This window comes from Streptomyces sp. SID14515 (assembly GCF_010548505.1).
GTDB classification, from domain to species: Bacteria; Actinomycetota; Actinomycetes; order Streptomycetales; family Streptomycetaceae; genus Streptomyces; species Streptomyces caviscabies.
On sequence record NZ_JAAGMH010000122.1, the window covers coordinates 1 to 18,695 of the forward strand.

Sequence of the window (18,695 nt, forward strand, 5' to 3'; positions counted from 1 at the left end):
GCGCTGCCGCCGTCCGCCCGGCTGCTGGACGAGCTGGGCCTGGCCCGCGCCACTCCGGCCTCGCTGATGGCCCGCTGGGCGTCCACGGCGGAGGCCCAGCCCGGCGCCTCGGCGCCCCGGGCCTCGGCTGTCTCCGCGCGCCGCCAGGAGCTGGACAGCCCCAACTCCGGCCGCACCCTCAGCGCGGGCCCGCGCGTCGGACCCCAGCGCACGGCGGCCTCCTCGCAGCGCGACTCCGGCCGCACCCCGTACCCGGCGGCGGGCACCCCCGACCCGGACCGCACCCCGTACCCACCGCTGGACACCCGCGACACCGGCCGCACGCCCTATCCACCGCTGGACACCCGCGACACCCGCGACTCCGAGCGCACGCCCTACCTCGGTGCCCAGCGCTCCGGGCCGAGCCAGGGCTCCCGGGCCGGTGAGCAGGGCGACGCGGTCGCGGACCGGCCCACCGTGCACACCGGCCGGCCGGTCCTGGTGCTCGGGGCGGGCCCCCGGGGCCCCCTCAGCGTCGATCTCGCCGACGAGGGGCCGCATCTGCTGATCGAGGGGCCGCCGGGCAGCGGCCGCACCGAGCTGCTCCGGGCCGTCGCCGCCTCGCTCGCCTCCGCGGCCCGGCCCGACCGGCTCGGCATCCTGCTCGTCGACGGCTCCGGCGGTGAGCAGGGCGAGCGCGGCGAGGGCCTGCTGCCCTGTACGGAGCTGCCGCATGTCTTCACGCACCTCGTGGCGAGCGACCCGGTCCGGATGCGGGAGTTCGCGCAGGCCCTGGGCGGCGAGCTGAAGCGGCGCGCCGAGCTGCTCGGCGACCTGGACTTCGCCGCCTGGCACGAGCGGTACGCCCAACAGGAGGCTCAGCAGGAGGCCTCGCCCCGGATCGTGGGCCAGCGGCCGCCGAGCGGCGCCGAGCGGCGGGGCGATCTGGACTCCCCGGCCAGCGGCACCCTGCGGCTGCGCCCCGCCGCCCGGTCCGCGGACCCGGGCCCGTCCCCGCTGCCCCGGCTCGTCGTCCTCGCCGACGACTTCGACGCCCTGGTCGCCCCGGCGCTCGGCAGCCCGGGCCGGCCCGCCGCCGGTTCGGTGGTGCGGGCGCTGGAGGCCGTGGCCCGGGACGGCGGACGGCTCGGGGTGCATCTGGTCGCCGCCTCCGCGCGCCCCGACCGTACCGAGGACACCGAGCTGGCCCGCGGCGCCCGGCTGCGCATCGTGCTGGACGCCCCGGTGCTGCCGCCGTCCCCGGACGAACCGGCCCCCGGCCGGGGCCGGTTGGGGCATCCGGACGGCCGGGTGACGCCGTTCCAGGGGGGCCGGGTGACCGGCCGCATCCCGCGTACGGCGACGCTGCGCCCCACCGTGGTCCCGCTGGAGTGGGAGCGGATGGGCGATCCGCCGACCCGGCGCCCGGTCCGGGAGCTGGGCAACGGGCCGACCGACCTGGCGCTGCTCGCCAGTGCGCTGGAGCGCGCGGCCCGTTCGGTGAACGCCGAGCGGCTGCCCGCACTGGTCCCGTTCACGGCCTGAGACGACCTGGCACGACCCGCCCCCGACGCGCACAGGGCCACCGGCTCGACATGCCCTGTGCACGCGCACAGGGCCATCGGATCGACGCACCTCTGCCACTCCTCCCTGCCCCTGCCCGGAGCCATGGCCGACATGCACTGACATGACGTCACGAGGCGATCACGATCGCCGTGTTGGGCCCTCCGGCGGTATTGCGGGGCCCGTGCGCCGGGCGTAGGACTGTGCGCACGGACGACGTAGTCCGGGCATGCGGACATGGCCGGGTGCGTACGGAAGAGACGGGGCAGGAATGCGCACAACCCTTCGGATACGCAGGGCCGCACTCGTGTTCGCGGCGGTCGGCGCTCTGGCGCTCACCGGCTGCGGGGGCGACGGCGACGGCAAGAAGAAGACGGGCGACGGTTCAGGCAAGGGCACGGACAGCGCGTCCACGGTCGACCTGCCGAAGCTGGACGGGGAGAACGTCTCCGTCGCCGCGGTCTGGACCGGACCCGAGCAGGCCAACTTCACCAAGGTGCTGGACGAGTTCGAGAAGCGTACGGGCGCGAGCGTCACGTTCGTCCCGGCACAGGACCCGATCATCAACTTCCTGGGCACGAAGATCGCGGGCAAGCAGCCGCCGGACGTGGCGATGATCCCGCAGGTCGGCGCGATCCAGCAGGCGGCCGCGAAGAAGTGGGCCAAGCCGGTCGGACCCGAGGCGCGGGCCCAGCTCGGCCAGAACTACGCCAAGGTCTGGCAGGACCTCGGCGCGGTGGACGGCACCCAGTACGGCGTGTACTTCAAGGCCGCCAACAAGTCGCTGATCTGGTACAACGCCGCCGCGTTCGACAACGCGGGGGCCAGTGAGCCGAAGACCTGGAAGGACTTCCTGACGACCGCGGAGACCATCTCCGCCTCCGGCGTCACCCCGGTCTCGGTGGGCGGCGCGGACGGCTGGACCCTGACCGACTGGTTCGAGAACGTCTATCTCTCCCAGGCGGGTCCGGAGAAGTACGACCAGCTGGCGAAGCACGAGATCCCGTGGACCGACCCGTCCGTGAAGGACGCGCTGACCACGCTGGCCGAGCTGTTCGGGAAGCCGGAGCTGATCGCGGGCGGCGCGGACGGGGCGCTCCAGACGGAGTTCCCGGCCTCGGTCACCCAGACCTTCACCGGGGGCGACCAGCCCAAGGGCGCGATGGTCTTCGAGGGCGACTTCGTCTCGATCAACATCGCGCAGACCGAGGCGAAGATCGGTACGGACGCCAAGGTCTTCCCGTTCCCGGCGGTCGGCGCGGACTCCCCCGTGGTGACCGGCGGCGACGCGGCGGTGGCGCTGAAGGACACCAAGGGCGCGCAGGCGCTGCTGACCTGGCTGGCGTCGTCGGACGCGGCGAAGATCTGGGCCGAGGCGGGCGGGTTCATCTCCCCGAACAAGGGCCTGGACCTGAAGGCGTACCCGAACGACGTGCAGCGCACGATGGCCCAGGCGCTGATCGACGCCGGTGACGACGTCCGGTTCGACATGTCCGACCAGGCCCCGCAGTCGTTCGGCGGGACGCCCGGGAAGGGCGAGTGGAAGATCCTCCAGGACTTCCTGAAGAACCCGAAGGACATCGCGGGGACCCAGAAACAGCTGGAGTCCGAAGCGGTCAAGGCGTACAAGAGCTGACGCCGTGACGACAGCGACCGCGGGGGGCGCCGGTGCGGCGCCCCCCGCCGACGAGACGAGTCCGCGCCCGTCCCCGCCGCCGGATCCGAAGAGGTCCCGCCGGAGCGTGACCGGCACCCGCAGGGTCATCGCGGCGGCGTTCCTGCTGCCCGCGCTGGTGCTGCTCGGTGCGCTGGTGCTCTATCCGATCGGGTACTCGGTCTACCGGTCGTTCTTCGACCAGGCCGGTACGGGCTTCGCCGGGATCGACAACTACAAGGCGCTGTTCACCGACGCCACCATCCTCACGGCGGTGAAGAACAACGCGATCTGGGTGGTCTTCGCCCCGACGGTGGCCACCGCGCTCGGGCTGATCTTCGCGGTGCTGACCGAACGGATCCGCTGGGGCACGGCGTTCAAGCTGATCGTCTTCATGCCGATGGCGATCTCGATGCTGGCGGCGGGCATCATCTTCCGGCTGGTGTACGACCAGGCTCCGGAGCGCGGTGTCGCCAACGCGGTGGCGGTGAGCGTGCACGACACGTTCAACGAGTCCGCCGGCTTCCCGAAGGCCCGCCCGCTGCCCGTGCACCCGCTGGAGAAGGGCGACGGCGGGACGTATCTGTCCAAGGAGCCGATCCGGGCGGGTCAGCCGCTGCGGGTGCCGCTGGTCGGTGTGGCTCCGGCGAAGATGCCGGGTGACGCACGGCCCGCCGAGGGGTCTCCGACGGCCTCCGGTGACGGGATCAGCGGAACGGCCTGGCTGGACTTCACCCGGGGCGGCGGCGGTAAGCCGAATGTCGTCGACCCGAAGGAGCTGGGTCTGAAGGGCCTGAAGGTCGAGGCGGTGAAGGACGGCGAGGTCGTCGCCACCGCAACAGCGGGAGCGGACGGGGTGTTCACCCTGCCCGCCTCGGCGGACGGAGCCCAACTGCGCCTGCCCGCTGACAACTTCCGCGAGCCGTACAACGGCGTCGACTGGCTCGGGCCGTCCCTGGTGACGCCCGGGATCATCGGCAGTTACGTGTGGATGTGGGCCGGGTTCGCGATGGTGCTGATCGCGGCGGGCCTGGCCGGTCTGCCGCGTGAGCTGCTGGAGGCGGCCCGGGTGGACGGCGCCAACGAGTGGCAGGTGTTCCGCCGGATCACGGTGCCGATGCTGGCGCCGGTGCTGGCGGTGGTCCTGGTGACGCTGATGATCAACGTGCTGAAGGTGTTCGACCTGGTGTTCATCATCGCGCCGGGCTCCTCGCAGGACGATGCGAACGTGCTGGCGCTCCAGCTGTACCGCTCCTCGTTCGGCACGGACGCGGACCTCGGCATCGGCAGCGCCATCGCGGTGCTTCTGCTGCTGCTGGTGATCCCGGTGATGCTGTTCAACATCCGCCGGATCCGGAAGGAGGGACGCCGATGAGCGGCGCACCGGATGTGAACACCGCGCGCATCGGCCGCCAGAAGGCGGTCTCCCGGCAGCCGGGCGCTCCCGAGGCGCCCAGGGTCAGGCAGTCCCTCGGCGCCCGGATCGCCGCCCGGGCCGGCGGCGGGGCGATGCGGGTCTTCCTGATCCTGGTCGCCCTGTTCTGGCTGATGCCCACGATCGGTCTGCTGCTGTCCTCGCTGCGCGGTCCGCAGGACATCGCGGCGACGGGCTGGTGGAAGATCTTCACCGCCCCGTCCGAGCTGACCTTCGACAACTACCAGCGGCTGCTGGACAATTCGACGATCACCGGCTCGCTCGTCAGCACGATCATGATCACCGTGCCCTCCACGGTGCTGGTGGTGGTGATCGGCTCGCTCGCCGGATACGCCTTCGCGTGGATGGAGTTCCCGGGCCGCGACTGGTGGTTCCTGCTGGTCGTCGGGTTGCTGGTGGTTCCGGTGCAGGTCGCGCTGATCCCGGTCTCCGAACTCTTCGGCACCATCGGGATCTTCGAGACGACGCTCGGGGTGGTGCTGTTCCACACGGCGTTCGGCCTGCCGTTCGCGATCTTCCTGCTGCGGAACTTCTTCGCGGAGATCCCCCGTGAGCTGCTGGAGGCCGCGCGGCTGGACGGGGCGGGCGAGATCCGGCTCTTCACCCGGGTCGTGATGCCGCTGGGCGGTCCGGCGATCGCCTCGCTCGGCATCTTCCAGTTCCTGTGGGTGTGGAACGACATGCTGGTCGCGCTGATCTTCGCGAGTTCCGACTCGCCGCCGATCACCGTGGCGCTCCAGCAGCAGGTACGCCAGTTCGGCAACAACATCGACGTGCTCGCGCCCGGCGCGTTCGTGTCGATGGTGATCCCGCTGGCGGTGTTCTTCGCCTTCCAGCGGCAGTTCGTCTCCGGTGTGATGGCGGGCGCGGTCAAGTAGCCGACGCCGTACGGCCGTAGTACTGCACGTCTGTACGTCAACCAGGAGCGGCCCGGTTCCCCGGAACCGGGCCGCTTCGGCGTGCACGTCCCCCGAATGCCACGTCCGGCGTAACCCTGTCATTCCATCCGACGTTTGCGGGCCACCTGGTTCCCGCGAACGACCCATGGATGTGTAGTGCCCCGGTTCACTGTCATCGTGCCCGCATTCCGGGTCCAGGCGTATCTGCACGCGTGTCTGGATTCCGTGCTGAGTCAGTCCTTCAAGGACTACGAGATCATCGTGGTCGACGACTGCTCCCCCGACGCCTGCGGTCCGATCGCCGACGAGTACGCCCGCCGGGACCCCCGCGTCACCGCACTGCACCTGCCCCGCAACATCGGCCTGGGCCCGGCCCGTAACGCCGGCATGGGCCGGGCGGGCGGCGACTACCTGGTCTTCCTCGACGGCGACGACACCCTGCTGCCGGACGCGCTCCAGACCATCGCCGACCGGATCGACGCGACCGGCGAGCCCGACGTCCTGATGTACGACTACGCCCGTACGTACTGGACGGGCCGCAGCGTCCGCAACGTCCTGGCCGCCCACCTCGACGAGAGCGGCCCGGCCAGCTTCCGCCTCACCGACCGCCCCGAGCTGCTGCAACTCCTCATGGTCGTCTGGAACAAGGCGTACCGTCGCGCGTTCGTCGAGGCCGAGGGGTTCACCTTCCCGCCGGGCTACTACGAGGACACCCCCTGGACCTATCCGGTGCTGATGTCGGCCGGGTCGATCGCGGTGCTGGACGCGGTCTGCGTCTCCTACCGGCAGCGGCGGCGCGGCAACATCCTCTCCACCACCAGCGAGAAGCACTTCGACGTCTTCGACCAGTACGACCGGGTCTTCGCGTTCATCGACTCCCGCCCCGAACTCGCCCTGTGGCGGCCGGTGATGTTCCGCCGGATGCTGGACCACTTCTCGGCGCTGTTCGCCTCCCGGGACCGGCTGCCGCCGCACAGCCGCACCGCGTTCTTCCGCCGGGCGACCGCGTCCTGCCGCCGCTACCGCACCCCCGGGGCCCCGGTCCCGCGCCGCGCGCTGCTGCGGCACGGTCTGCTGCGGCTCGGCGCGCGGCGCACCTACCGGGCGCTGTCGGTGGCCCAGCGCCTCGGCGGACGGCTGCGCAAGGCGGCGGACGCCGTGCGCCGGGCGGTGCGGGGCGCGGCGCTGCGGGCGCACTACCGGATCCAGCTGCGGCTGCCGCTGCGCTCCCGGGACGCGGTGTTCACCGCCCAGGGCGGCCGGGGGTACGGGGGCAGCCCGGCGGCGATCGAGGCGAAGGTCCGCGAGCTGGTCCCGGGGGTGCGGACGGCCTGGATCTGCCGGCCGGTCGACGCCCACACCGTGCCGACCGGCAGCCGGCACCTCGCGCCCGGCACCTTCGCCCACTGGACGGCGCTGGCCCGTTCCGCGTACCTGGTGAACGACGGCTCCTTCGACCGGGGGCTGGTGAAGCGGCGGGGCCAGATCCTGTTGCAGACGCACGAGGGCACTCCGCTGCGGACCGTGGGCACCGATCTGCTGGACCGGCCCGCCGCCTCCCGGGGCACCGACTTCGAGCAGCTGCTGCGCTCGGTCGACACCTGGGACTTCTCCCTCTCGGCGAACCCGCACTCCACCCTCGTACGGGAGCGGGCCTATCCGTCCGCGTACACGACGCTGGAGTACGGCTCGCCGCGCAACGACGTGTACCACCGCACCGGTCCGGCCGAGGTGGCGCGGTTGCGCGAGACGCTGGGGATCCCGGCGGGCAGTACGGCCCTGCTGTACGCGCCGACGCACCGCGACTACCGGCGCGTCCAGCGGCCCGCCCTGGACCTGGAGCGGCTGATCCGGGTGCTGGGCCCGCAGTTCGTGATCCTGGCGCGCGCGCCCCGTCCGCCCGGCCCCGGGGGCGTCCGCCGTGCGCCGCATCCCCGGATCATCGACGTCCATGCGCACCGGTCGGTGGAGACGCTGGCGCTCGCCTCGGACGCCCTGATCACGGACTACGCGTCGCTGATGTTCGACTACGTCAATCTGGACCGCCCGGTGGTGCTGCACCTGGACGACATCGAGGCGTACGAGGCGGCCCGGGGCACGTACTTCGACATCACGGCGTTCCCGCCCGGCATCGTGGCCCGGGGTCAGGACGAGCTGTTCGACATCTTCGCCACGGACCACTGGCGGGGCTCCCGCTCGGCGCAGCTGCGGGCCGCGTTCCGGGCCCGGTTCTGCCCGTACGACGACGGATACGCCGCCGAGCGGGTGGTGCGGCGGGTGTTCCTCGGGGAGACGGACGGGCTGCCGGTGCCGTCCGCCGCCGGCCGGACGCCCGCCGCCCTGCCCGCGCAGGACGGGGCCGGGGCGGCCGTCGGAGGCTGAGCCCGGCCCGTACGCCAGGTCCGCTCAGCGTTCCAGGAAGGCGAACAGCTCCTCCCAGCGGCGCAGGGTCTCCGGCTCGGAGAACCGCTGGACGCCGGACCGGGCCCGCGCGCCCATGGAGTCGCGCAGCCGGGGGTTGCCGGTGAGCCGCAGCAGCCGGTCGGCGAGGGCGGCGACGTCCCCGGCGGGGGCCAGGAGCCCGTCCTCGCCGTCCCGGACGATCTCGCGCACCCCGGGCGCGCAGTCGAAGGCGGCGCAGGGCACGCCGCTGGCCATCGCCTCCAGGAGCGCGAGCGGGAAGCCCTCGCCCCGGGAGGACTGGACGAAGACGGAGGCCTCGGCGAGGGCCTGCTCGACGTCGTCGGTGCGGCCCATCCACTCCACCGAACCGTCGAGGCCGAGGGTGGTGCACTGCGCCTTCAGCGCGGCCTCGTCCTCGCCCGCCCCGTACACGCGCAGCCGCCAGTCCGGGCGGAAGGGAGCGACCTGGGCCCAGGTGTCCAGGAGCAGGTCGATGCCCTTCTGGTCGCTGAGCCGGCCGATGCTGGCGACGGTCCGCTCGGTGCGCGGGGAGGGCACGGCGGGGAGGCGGGAGAGGGCGTTGGGCAGGAAGCCGACGTTGTTCATGCCGTCCCCGGCCCACTGGTCGGCGTCCTCCTCGGTGAGGACGAGCCAGTGGTCGAGGTCCTTGTAGTGGTTCTTGATCCAGCGGTAGCGGTGGCTCGCGCGGGAGTAGCCGTAGGACTCGTGGCTCATGCCGATGACCCGCAGCCCGGTGGTGTCGGCCTCCCCGACCCACTCCATCGCCCAGACCTGGGTGACGATGACGACCGCGCCGGGGCGGGCGGTCGCGAAGAGCTCCGAGAGCCGTCCGACCGCCCGCTTCTTGGCGGCGACCCGGGCCGCCTCCTTGCGCCGGGTGGGGATCCGGAAGCGGTCGCGGATGCCGTGGGGCGTCCAGGGGGTCGGCGGGTGGGCGGGGTAGAGGGCGGTGACGGGGTGCGCGGGTGGTTCGGGCAGCACCATCGTGAGGTCGGAGGCGTGGATGCCGATGGCGTGCACCCGGTGGCCCTGGCCGGCGAGGAGGCGGGCGGTCTGGTGCATCCAGCCGGTGACGCCGCCGAGTTCGTCGGTGCTGTTGGAGACGATGAAGATGTCGCGGCTCATCGGCCGGCCCCCCGGTCGTGGTCGGTGATATGGCGGGAGCGGCCGGGTGCGAAGACGGCGGCGACGGTCCTGCGGGCCGCGTCGCCCCGGTCGTAGGACCCGAACCGCTCCGCGAATTCCCGGCGTTGCTCCGCGTACCGGGTGTCGGACTTCTTGAGTTCCGCGAGGGCGGCGAACAGCTCGTCCTGGGTCGCGGCCACCGGCCCGGGGGCGTTCTCCCGCAGGTCGAAGTAGCTGCCGCGGTCGTCCGCGTAGGCGTCGAGGTCGGGGGCGAACAGCACGACGGGCCGGTCGAGGAGTGCGAAGTCGAACATGATGGAGGAGTAGTCGGTGATCAACACATCGGTGAGGGCGAGGAGTTCGCTGACGTCGTGGTGGCGTGAGACGTCGACGACGGTGCCGGGCGGGCAGACCGGCAGCCGGGCGGACTCCAGGTAGTGGGACCGCACCAGCAGGGTGTGGGTGTCGCCGAACCGCTCCGCGAACTCCCGTACGTCCAGCAGGAGTCGGCTTCTGCGTTGCTTGCCGGGACCGCCCCGGAACGTCGGCGCGTACAGCACGGTCTTCTTGTGGTCGGCCAGCCCGAGCGCCGCGGCCAGCGGCGGGCGCGGCAGCCGCCCTTCGGTCTCGGACCGGTTCCGTTCGGCGATCAGGGCGTCGTTGCGCGGGTAGCCGGTGCGCAGGAGCTTCTCCTCGGGCAGCCGGTAGGCGCGGGCGAGGGTGTTCACATCGTGCTCGGAGCGGACGAGGAAGTGGTCGAAGCGGTCCACGGCCCGCTGGAGCCGTTCGCGCTGCGGGGCGTTCTGGAGCCGTACGCGGGTCTCGTCGAAGCCCATCCGCTTGTACGCGGAGCCGTGCCAGGTCTGGAGGTACGTGGTGTGCCGGGGCTTGCGCAGGTGCTGCGGGAAGCCCTGGTTGTCGACCCAGTACTCCGCGCGGGCCAGCGCCCACAGATAGCGCCAGGACCAGCGGCGTACGAGGCGGGCGTCGTCCGGGAAGCCGGCCGGGGCGGGGTCGTAGGACCAGGTGGCGTGCAGTTTCAGGCCCTGGCGGCGGATCTCCTCGTACAGGGCGCGCGGGCTGTCGCCGTAGCAGGTGCCCATGTGGCTCTCGAAGACGACGGAGCCCCGGCGTACGGGGAGCCGGGTGAGCCAGGTGTTGTAGGCGGCGGCCTTGAAGCCCCGGGAGCGGTAGCGGTCCAGGCGCTTGCGCAGGGCGCGGGCGAGGAGCTTCGCCTTGCGGGCGGGCCGGAAGCGGGTGGCGTAGCGGATCAGCCGGTGGGTGGTGCGGGCCGGGCGGCGGCGGGCGGTCAGCCGGAGCGCGAAGTGGTCCTTGAGCGTGATGTAGGGCTCCCAGGTGTCCCCGGCGAGCCGCCCGAGCCGGGGCCGGGCGGCGAACCGTACCGCTCCTGCCACCTGGTCCTGCGGGGCGAACAGATCGCTGACGGACCGGGGCCCGTCGGGGCCCTCCGCCTGTACGGTCAGCCGCGCGTCCCACGCCGTGTCACGGACGCCGACGGGGCGCAGACGGCGCGAGACGTCGGCCCGCGCGCGCCAGATGATCCCGTTGCCGTCGTGCCGGACCTCCTCGACCGGGAACGCGACGGCGCGCGCCCCGCCCCGGGCCCGGAACTCCAGGGTGGCGGTGAGGGGGGTGCCGGGGGCGGGTCCGCTGTGGCCGGGCAGCACGAGGCGGCCTTCGAGCAGCAGGCGGCCGTCCTCGGCGATGGCGCAGCGGGTGAGCCGGTTCATCAGCCGGATCTCGCCGAACGGGCGGTGCTGGTAGCCGAGTTCGGTGACGTCGAGGGGCGGCCCCGCCACGTCCTCGGCGACGCCGTCACCGTCGCCGCCCCAGGTCACCCGCCCGTCCGCGCCCGTCGTCAGCGGCGCGCACACGGTGGCGGGCCGGCTCAGCGCGTACGCCGCCGCGAGGACCCCTTCCGCGTCGCCCCGGGCCAGCAGGGTCACGGCTACCCGTTCCAGCGGCGGCAGCTCCGGCAGGTGCGAGAGGCGGGAGCCGGTCAGCGCGCGGGCGGCGGCCGCGGCGACCCGGGCGCGGCGGGCGGCGGGCAGCTGCGGGAAGGAGCGGGCGAGCGGCACCAGGTGGTCGCGGGCGAACGCCTTCTCCCGCTCCTCGCGCAGTTCGGGCAGCCCGCGCGCGAGGAGGGTGTTGGCGACCCGGCGGTGGGCCTCGACCAGGGCGGTGAGGTCGCGGGCCCGGTCGGGGACGGCCCGGCCGGTCACGATCAGCCGCCGGACCAGGGCGATCCGGCCGACCGCGGCGGCCGCGAGCGGGCCGAACAGGATCTCGCCGTGTGCCAGGTCCTCCTCGTACCGCAGCCCGTGCCGCCGGGCGGCCTCGCGGCGCAGGCAGAATCCGGTCACCAGGGCGTCCCTGACGACGAGTTCGGGGGCCTCGGTGTAGCGGGCGAGGGTGCGGGAGCGGGCGTACAGCCCGCCCTGCCAGGACGGTTCGCGCTCCTTGCCGTTCTCGTCGGCGATCCGGCTCCAGCGGCCGGCGATCAGGTCTGCGCGGCTGGTCTCGCCCGCCTGCCAGAGGTTGCGGCAGGCGTGCCGCTGGAGGCGTTCGCCGGTGGCGAGGACCAGGACGTACCGGCCGTTCGCCGCGTCCAGGCCCGCGTTGCGCAGGGCTCCGGTGGTGCGGACGGCCGGGTCGGCGTGGACGAGGCGGATGCGTCCGGGGGCCCGGTCGGCGAGGGTCCGGGCGGCGGTGCGGACGGCCGGGTCGGCGGCGGAGGCGAGGACCACGACGGCCTCGGCCCCGCGCAGCGACTGGCCGAGCACGGACTCCACGGAGGCGCGCAGGGCGTCGGCTCCGCCCGGCCCGTCGCTGTCCCCGCCGCCGGTGATCACACAGCTGAAGTCGCTCATGCCTGCTCCCCCTTGAGCATCCGGTCGACGACCCCGGCGGCGGCGCTCCCGTCGTCGAGGTCGCAGAACGCCTCCCGGAACCGCTCGTACGCCTCCCGGTGCCCGGCGGTGGCGGCCTCCGGGTCGCGCAGGGCGGCCACGATGCCGGCGGAGTCGGGGATCAGGGGGCCCGGGGCGCGGTGCTCGAAGTCGAAGCAGAAGCCGCGCAGGGTGTCGCGGTAGTGGGCCAGGTCGTAGGTGTGGAAGAGCATCGGGCGGCCGGTCTGCGCGAAGTCGAACATGATCGAGGAGTAGTCGGTGACCAACGCATCGCTGACCAGCAGCAGTTCGGCGACGTCCGGGTGGCGCGAGACGTCCCGTACGAAGTCGGTGTCCGGGACGCTGCCGCCGACGAGGTAGTGGCGGCGGACCAGCAGCACATGGTCCTCGCCGAGGGCCGATCGCGCCTGTTCCAGGTCGAGTTGGAGATCGAGCCCGTAGCGTCCACCCTGCCGGGGCTGATCCTCGCGCCAGGTGGGCGCGTACAGGATCACGCGCCGCCCCTCGGGGATCGCGAGCCGTTCGCGTACGGCGGCGGCGATCTTGTCCCGGTCGGGGGCGTACAGCAGGTCGTTGCGCGGGTAGCCGCACTCCAGGACCTCGCCCGAGTAGCCGAAGGCGCGGCGCAGGACGGGGGTGGAGAAGCTGTTCGGGGAGACGAGCACGCTCCACTGGGCGGACCGGTGTTCCATGGACGCCATGTACGCGGCGTCCGCGTGCGGGGTGCCCGCGAGGTCGCGGCCGATGCGCTTGAGCGGGGTGCCGTGCCAGGTCTGGACGACGCACTGGCCCTCGGCCCGCTCGAACCACTCGGGCAGATGGGTGTTGGTGACGACCCAGCGGCTGCGGGCCAGCGCCTGGTACCACTCGGCGCTGTGCAGGGCGACGGGCCGGACCCCGTCGGGCAGCGCCGCCTGCTGGTCGCGGACGACCCACAGGTGCTCGATGTCCGGTTCCCTGGCGGCGAGTTCGCGGTGGATGGCGCGGGGCGAGTCGGAGAACTGGCGGCCGTCGAAGCTGGAGTAGAGGACGGCGGGGCGCGTCGCGGCCGGGGCGACGGACCGGAGCACGGCATATCGCTCGCGCCGGACGCGCTGCCCGTACGGCCCCCGGTCGACGGCCGGGAGCGCGCTGCCGGACTCCAGGACGAGCCGGTCGTGGTGGCGCCGCTGAAGGGTGAAGCCCCGCCCGCCCGCCCGCTGTTGCCGTGGCAAGTCCTGGTGCAGCGGTGTGCTCGCCCGGACCGGCCGGTACGCCTCCGGGTCCCGCTCCCCCGGCTCGCGCAGGAAGAGGTACCAGCGCCCCTCGGCCAGCGGCAGGGCCCCGCCCGGCCCCTCGACGGCGGCGGGCGCGATCTCGGCCCGGAAGCCGTCGCCGTCTCCGCGCTCCAGGCCGAGGACGTTCTCCTCGTGGTGGCCGCTGTGCCGCAGGACGAGTTCGTGGGCGGTGGCGGCGGGCGCCGGGAAGGCGCCTTCCAGCACCAGCTCGCCGGACTCCCGCCAGGTGGCGGAGGTGACGACGGGCTGGACGGCCCGGTCGGTGAGCACGAGGTCGCCGGAGGGGTTGGGGGCCGCGTACAGCTCACGGCCGCCGGGCAGCGGATAGCGCCCGTCCTCGCCGTCGGTGCGCGCGGCGACCGTCAACGGCTTTCCTTCGCCGACGAGTTGCACGCCCCAGATGTCGTCCTCGCCCCGGAAGGCGCTGAGCGGGATCTCCGCCGCCCGGGAGCCGAGCGAGCCGCGCAGGGCGAACTCGCGGGTCTCCTTGGTGCGCCACTCGGTGAGCCGCAGGGCGACGGGTCCGGCGTCGCCGAGGACCTTCACTTCCAGGCGCACGGTGTCCTCGCCCGCCGACTGCCCGGTCAGCACGGCGGCGACGCGTTCGGTGCGCAGCTCCAGCTTGTTGCCGGACAGGACGGGGACGATCCGGGTCCGCTCGTCGGTGTACGTCACGGCGGGCGGGGCCGGGGTGCCGACGAGCCGCATGGGGCCCCGGCGCGGCCGGCCCGCGCCGATGACGACGGCCTCCAGCTTCCAGGTCGTGCGGCCTCCCTTGGCGATGAGCCGGCGCGGGTCGACGACGGCCTCGAACCCGGCGCGGTCGTAGCGGTGCAGGGAGCGGCCGGAGCAGGCGGTGGCCTCGTCGCCCGGGACCGGGCGGGTCCGCAGCGGGATCAGCCGCTTCCCGGACCGCAGCCAGCCGAGCCGGACCGGCCCGCCCGGGGCGTTGCGCACATAGGCGTACCCGGTCAGACGCAGCAGCCCGTCCCGCCAGACGGCCTCGGTGAGGTGGGCGTGGACGGGCAGATCGGCGGCGGTCAGCGTGGTCGTGGCGGGCGGCAGCGGGTCGCGGACGGCGGGGTGGTGGGCGCGGGGGCGGAACAGTCCGCGTACGTGGAAGGTGTCCCGGTCCTTCTTCTCGTCGGCGAGGAGGGCGAGGAGTTCAGGCAGGCGGCGTTCGCGGATGAGCTGCCACTTGACCCGCAAATGAAGCGGCAGTGCGGCGAGGACGCCGGGTTCGACGGTGGCGGCGAACGCTCCGGCGTGCTCCAGGAAGGCTTCGTGGAACTCCGCGTCGCCGTCCGGCAGGGCCTCGATGAACAGCCACAGGTCGCCGGAGAGCGCGTGGGCGTCGTAGCGGCGCTTGGCCTCGGCGGCGGGCCCTGCGGCCTCCGCCCGGTCGGCGAGGAAGCGGCTGACGGTGGTGACGGCGGCGACCCGGTCGCGGATGCCCCGGGGCACGGCCCGCCGGGTGGTGATCGAGCCGTCGCGGTCGCGCCAGTGGTAGACGGGCTCCTCGACGACGTCGACCGAGCGGGCCAGGAAGTGGGCGGGCAGGACGACGGCGATGTCCTCGTACAGCACCCCGGTGGGGAAGGCGAAGGCGTGCTCGTCCCAGAAGGTGCGGCGGAAGACCTTGTTGCAGGCGATGCGGTCGCCGAGCAGGATCCAGTCCCGGGTGACATGGGTGGCCGGGCGGGCCTTCTCCATCGGCTTGCGGAACATCGGGGACTGTTCGAGCTCCCCGTTCGCCCGCAGCCTGAGCACGTTGCCGGTGGCGAAGTCGGAGCCTGTGCGGTCGAGTTCGGCGAGCATCCGGGCGTACGCGCCGGGCGGCACGACGTCGTCGCTGTCGACGAACGTCAGGAACTCCGCCTCGGGGTGGGCCTCGCGGATCCCGGCGTTGCGGGCCGCGCCGAGCCCGGCGTTCTCCTGCCGGAGCAGCCGGAAGCGCGGGTCGCGGTCCACGAACTCCTGCGCTACGGCCGGGCCGTCGTCCGTGGAGCCGTCGTCGACGAGGACGACCTCCAGGTCCGGCATGGTCTGTTCGGCGAGGGATGACAGGCAGGCACCGAGGTACTCCTCGACGTTGTAGAGGGGGACGACGACGGTGAGACGGGGTGCCATCGCGGCGCACGATCCTTCCGGGGACTGGGGCTTCGGGGGCGTGGAGGGGCCCGCCGGGGGCCATGGGGTACAACCCGCGCCGGGATGACGGGTCACCCGAGGGGGTCCGTTCGAGTGACGCGGAGGGCGGAGTCGGGTGCCCGGGGGCGTGCCGGGAGCGCGTTCGAGCCCCGTACCGGAAAGGGCACGGGGCTCGGTGCTCTGGCGCTGCCGTGAAGGGCTCGGGCCTCGGGGCGCGGCGTCAGGGCTTGACGGCGATCCGGCCCTCGTCCATCCGCAGCAGGAGGAGCCGCTCGCCGGTCTTGTCGAGGAACTCGTCGACCGCCTGCCGCGATCCCTGCCAGTAGCCGTAGTCGTCGATCAGGAGGACTCCGCCGCTGACCAACCGGGAGTACAGATGCTCCAGTTCGTGCTTCGTGGAGGCGTACCAGTCGGTGTCCAGGCGCAGGATGGAGATCTGCTCGGGGGCCTGCGCGGGGACGGTGTCCTCGACCCGGCCCTGCACGTAGTGGACGCGCTCCTTCGGGTACGGGACATGCTCGAAGCCCGCCTTGACGTCCTCCAGCGAGGCGACCGCCCAGATCGGCCGGTCCTTGCCCTGGGCGTCCAGCAGCTCCTGGGCCGGCCGGCCGTCGCGTCGCAGGTCCTCGGCGGTGGGCGGGGTCATGCCCTCGTACGTGTCGAAGAGGTACAGGTCGCGCTCGGTCTCCCCGACGGAGAGCAGGGTCCGGGCGCAGGCCTGCATGGAACCGCCGCGCCAGACGCCGCACTCGACGATGTCGCCCGGGATGTCGTGCCGGGCGATGTACCGGGTGGCGAGGATGAAGGCGTTGAGCCGCTCCGGCGAGGTCATCGAGTACGGCTTGACCGCCCGGATGATGTCCTTCGCCTCGTCGTCGTAGTCCTGCGGGAAGGCCGGGGAGGGCTTCCTCGCCTTGGGCTTCGCGGCCGCCGGGGGCACATGAGCGGGGGCGGGGGCGACGGCCGGAGCGGCGGCCGACGCCGCTGCGGGACCGGCGGAAGCGGTACGGGCGGCGGGCACCGTGACGCGCCTGAGCTGATATCCGGTGAGCTGCTGAAGGACGCCGTTGACGGCGTTGCGCCAAGCCATGCCCCGGGACAGTACGCGCGGTTTGTGGCGCATGTCACCTTTCGTCAACCTGCCATTGATCGCGGCGGGTCCTGTTCGAGCGAGGGCGCCTGTACGGGCACGGCCTTCGGGCGTCCGCACTCCGCGCGGCCGTCGAGCGGCGCGGGCAGCGGGACGGAGTCGACGCCGCCGACCCGGTTCGCCCACCAGACGGCCAACTCCCGTACGGCGAACATGGTCAGGCGCGGATAGCGCCGCGGCTTGCGGAAGACGCCGACGGAGTCGCCCCAGTAGGCGGCCTTCTTGTCGATGGCCCGGTAGTCGTGCCAGATGCCCTTCCGCGGCGGGAAGTCGGTGTAGGCCTCGCGCAGTTCGAGCCGGGAGTGCGCGGCGAGCGCCCGGAAGCCGTCGGGGTAGTAGCGCCAGCAGTCCTGCGCGTCATGGACATGGCCGCGCGAGGGGGCGGTGATGAACGCGTGCCCGCCCGGCTTCAGGACCCTGGCGATCTCCAGCATGGAGGCCCAGAAGAACGGGATGTGCTCGAACGCCTGCCCGGACAGCACGACATCGGCGCTGTTGGAGCGGGCGGGGATGCGATACGGCTTCTTCATCACGGCGTCCACGTTGGGCCCGTCCTGCACATCGACGCCGAAGTAGTCGACGGGGTGCCCGGCGAGGAGCGCCCGGTGGGTGCGGGTCTGCTTGCCGGAGATACGCGATCCGAGGTCGACGACGCGGTACGCGCCGTTGCCGGAGGCAGGCCCTTCGACGGGCAGGTACTCCTTGATGCAGAGTTCCATCTGCTCGTAGGCGGACCGGTGCATGGACGTCTCCCAACATGGCGGGGTGAGCGAGCTGTTGGGCACAACGACCGCGCGGGGCGGAGGAATCGGCACGGGGAGCGCGTCGTGGGCCATTCGGGTGGCGGGCGCGGCCCCGGGTCACCCGGCCGGGGCGAAGAACCTCCGTACGACGCGTTCCGCCGCGTGCCCGTCGTCGTACGGGCAGAACCGCTCCCGGAACGCGGTGCGCAGCGCCGCCGAAGCGGGCGAGCGCCACTCTCCCGTCCGGAACACCTCCGCCAGCTGTTCGCGGGTGGTGGTGACGGGCCCCGGGGTGTCGCCGGGCCGCCCGGAGAGCAGGTCGAAGTAGGTGCCGCGCGCGGCCCGGTAGGCGGTCCAGTCGGGGGCGTGGACGACGATCGGGCGGTCCAGGCAGGCGTAGTCGAAGATGAGGGAGGAGTAGTCGGCGATCAACGCGTCCGCGGCCAGGCAGAGTTCCTCGACCCGGGGATGCGCGGTGACGTCGATGACGCGCCCGGTCGGCGCGCTCTCGCCGAGTCCGGCGGACCGCCCGTAGAAGTAGTGGGCGCGGACCAACACCACGTATTCCGGGCCGAGTTCACGCGCCAGCCGCTCCGGGTCGAGGTCGGGTTCGAAGCCGGTGCGGTAGTCGCGGTGGGTCGGGGCGTAGAGCAGGACGGTCTGTCCTTCGGCGATGCCCAGCTCGGCCCGGATCTTCGCGATGTCGTCGGCGGTGGCGGTGAAGTAGACGTCGTTACGGGGGTAGCCGAGGTCGATCCGTTCGTACGCGCCCGGGTAGACGCGGTCCCACACCTCCGTGCTGTGCGGGTTGGCGGAGAGGCTGAAGTCCCACTGCCGGACATGGGCGAGGATCTTGTCGAAGTCGGTCTTCCGGGCGAGGGCGGGGTAGGCGCGCTGGTCGAGCCCCATGGTCTTGAGCGGGGTGCCGTGGTGGGTCTGGAGATAGCGCTGACCGGGCCGTTTGGTGAATCCGCCGGGAAAGCTGGAGTTGTTGACCAGATAGGTGGCGGTGGCGATGGCCCGCCAGTAGGGGCGCGAGCCCTCGATGACGTACGGCACACCGGCGGGCATCCGGTCGCGGTGCCGGGAGGAGACGGCCCACACGCCCCGGATGTGCGGGGCCAGTTCGCGGGCCTTGGCGTGGATCGCGGCCGGATTGCAGGCGACGCCCCGGTTCCAGTACGCCCCGTAGACGGCGAGGTTCGGGTCGAGCGGGCGGTGCAGGTCGGTGCGGTAGACGGCCCGCATGGCCTGGCGGCGGACGAACCGCTTCACGGAAGCTCTGGTGGGCATGGCAGCCGAGCGTAATCGCGGGTCCGGGCGGCCGAGGGCCCGCGTTCACCCGTTCGGGTCAGCGCCGGTGAC

Annotated in this window: 11 protein-coding genes; 5 read left to right on the forward strand and 6 right to left on the reverse strand. The window is 73.0% G+C overall.

Features of this window, described 5'->3' with window-relative positions:
* The 5 genes from G3I54_RS29410 to G3I54_RS29430 form a co-directional block, all read left to right on the forward strand.
* Positions 1 to 1,524, forward strand: a 1,524-nt coding sequence (locus tag G3I54_RS29410) for an FtsK/SpoIIIE domain-containing protein (RefSeq protein ID WP_275408027.1), incomplete at its 5' end; no start/stop codon positions are given.
* Between the two features lie 289 nt (positions 1,525 to 1,813).
* Entirely contained in the window at positions 1,814 to 3,178 is a 1,365-nt protein-coding gene (locus G3I54_RS29415; protein WP_164618871.1) for an ABC transporter substrate-binding protein, read from the forward strand.
* A gap of 106 nt (positions 3,179 to 3,284) precedes the next feature.
* Positions 3,285 to 4,571 carry a sugar ABC transporter permease gene (locus G3I54_RS29420; RefSeq protein WP_164618873.1) on the forward strand — a complete coding sequence of 429 codons (1,287 nt, stop codon included), beginning with the start codon at positions 3,285 to 3,287 and terminating at the stop codon, positions 4,569 to 4,571.
* Positions 4,568 to 5,509, forward strand: a complete 942-nt coding sequence (locus tag G3I54_RS29425; RefSeq protein WP_164618875.1) for a carbohydrate ABC transporter permease — start codon at positions 4,568 to 4,570, stop codon at positions 5,507 to 5,509. Before G3I54_RS29420 ends, G3I54_RS29425 begins: the two co-directional genes overlap by 4 nt.
* A gap of 177 nt (positions 5,510 to 5,686) precedes the next feature.
* Positions 5,687 to 7,912: a bifunctional glycosyltransferase family 2 protein/CDP-glycerol:glycerophosphate glycerophosphotransferase gene (locus tag G3I54_RS29430; protein WP_164618877.1), complete on the forward strand. Its 2,226-nt coding sequence runs from the start codon at positions 5,687 to 5,689 to the stop codon at positions 7,910 to 7,912.
* Between the two features lie 24 nt (positions 7,913 to 7,936).
* Here the strand turns inward: G3I54_RS29430 and G3I54_RS29435 are convergent, their stop codons facing one another.
* From G3I54_RS29435 to G3I54_RS29460, 6 genes are all read right to left on the reverse strand, one after another.
* Complete coding sequence (locus tag G3I54_RS29435) at positions 7,937 to 9,079, reverse strand: glycosyltransferase (protein ID WP_164618879.1); 1,143 nt, start codon at positions 9,077 to 9,079, stop codon at positions 7,937 to 7,939.
* On the reverse strand, positions 9,076 to 11,970 hold the full coding sequence (locus G3I54_RS29440) for a CDP-glycerol:glycerophosphate glycerophosphotransferase (protein ID WP_164618881.1): 2,895 nt from the start codon (positions 11,968 to 11,970) through the stop codon (positions 9,076 to 9,078). The genes G3I54_RS29435 and G3I54_RS29440 overlap by 4 nt, the downstream gene beginning before the upstream one ends.
* Positions 11,967 to 15,416, reverse strand: a complete 3,450-nt coding sequence (locus G3I54_RS29445; protein ID WP_164618883.1) for a bifunctional glycosyltransferase/CDP-glycerol:glycerophosphate glycerophosphotransferase — start codon at positions 15,414 to 15,416, stop codon at positions 11,967 to 11,969. Before G3I54_RS29445 ends, G3I54_RS29440 begins: the two co-directional genes overlap by 4 nt.
* Before the next feature lie 241 nt (positions 15,417 to 15,657).
* The gene (locus G3I54_RS29450) at positions 15,658 to 16,560 is read right to left on the reverse strand and encodes a TylF/MycF/NovP-related O-methyltransferase (protein WP_203687355.1); all 903 of its coding nucleotides are present in this window, start codon (positions 16,558 to 16,560) and stop codon (positions 15,658 to 15,660) included.
* An 11-nt stretch (positions 16,561 to 16,571) separates the two neighbouring features.
* A complete protein-coding gene (locus tag G3I54_RS29455) occupies positions 16,572 to 17,330 on the reverse strand; it encodes a methyltransferase domain-containing protein (protein ID WP_164618886.1) in 759 nt (252 codons plus the stop codon).
* A 117-nt stretch (positions 17,331 to 17,447) separates the two neighbouring features.
* Positions 17,448 to 18,623, reverse strand: a complete 1,176-nt coding sequence (locus G3I54_RS29460) for a CDP-glycerol glycerophosphotransferase family protein (protein ID WP_164618888.1) — start codon at positions 18,621 to 18,623, stop codon at positions 17,448 to 17,450.
* Between the last annotated feature and the right edge of the window lie 72 nt (positions 18,624 to 18,695).

What these genes read in the sequence shown, in the direction of transcription:
- G3I54_RS29435 (WP_164618879.1), bottom strand. Translation starts at nt 9,079, where the DNA reads ATGAGCCGCGACATCTTCATCGTCTCCAACAGCACCGACGAACTCGGC.
- G3I54_RS29440 (WP_164618881.1), bottom strand. Translation starts at nt 11,970, where the DNA reads ATGAGCGACTTCAGCTGTGTGATCACCGGCGGCGGGGACAGCGACGGG.
- G3I54_RS29445 (WP_164618883.1), bottom strand. Translation starts at nt 15,416, where the DNA reads ATGGCACCCCGTCTCACCGTCGTCGTCCCCCTCTACAACGTCGAGGAG.
- G3I54_RS29425 (WP_164618875.1), top strand. Translation starts at nt 4,568, where the DNA reads ATGAGCGGCGCACCGGATGTGAACACCGCGCGCATCGGCCGCCAGAAG.
- G3I54_RS29455 (WP_164618886.1), bottom strand. Translation starts at nt 17,330, where the DNA reads ATGCACCGGTCCGCCTACGAGCAGATGGAACTCTGCATCAAGGAGTAC.
- G3I54_RS29450 (WP_203687355.1), bottom strand. Translation starts at nt 16,560, where the DNA reads ATGCGCCACAAACCGCGCGTACTGTCCCGGGGCATGGCTTGGCGCAAC.
- G3I54_RS29415 (WP_164618871.1), top strand. Translation starts at nt 1,814, where the DNA reads ATGCGCACAACCCTTCGGATACGCAGGGCCGCACTCGTGTTCGCGGCG.
- G3I54_RS29460 (WP_164618888.1), bottom strand. Translation starts at nt 18,623, where the DNA reads ATGCCCACCAGAGCTTCCGTGAAGCGGTTCGTCCGCCGCCAGGCCATG.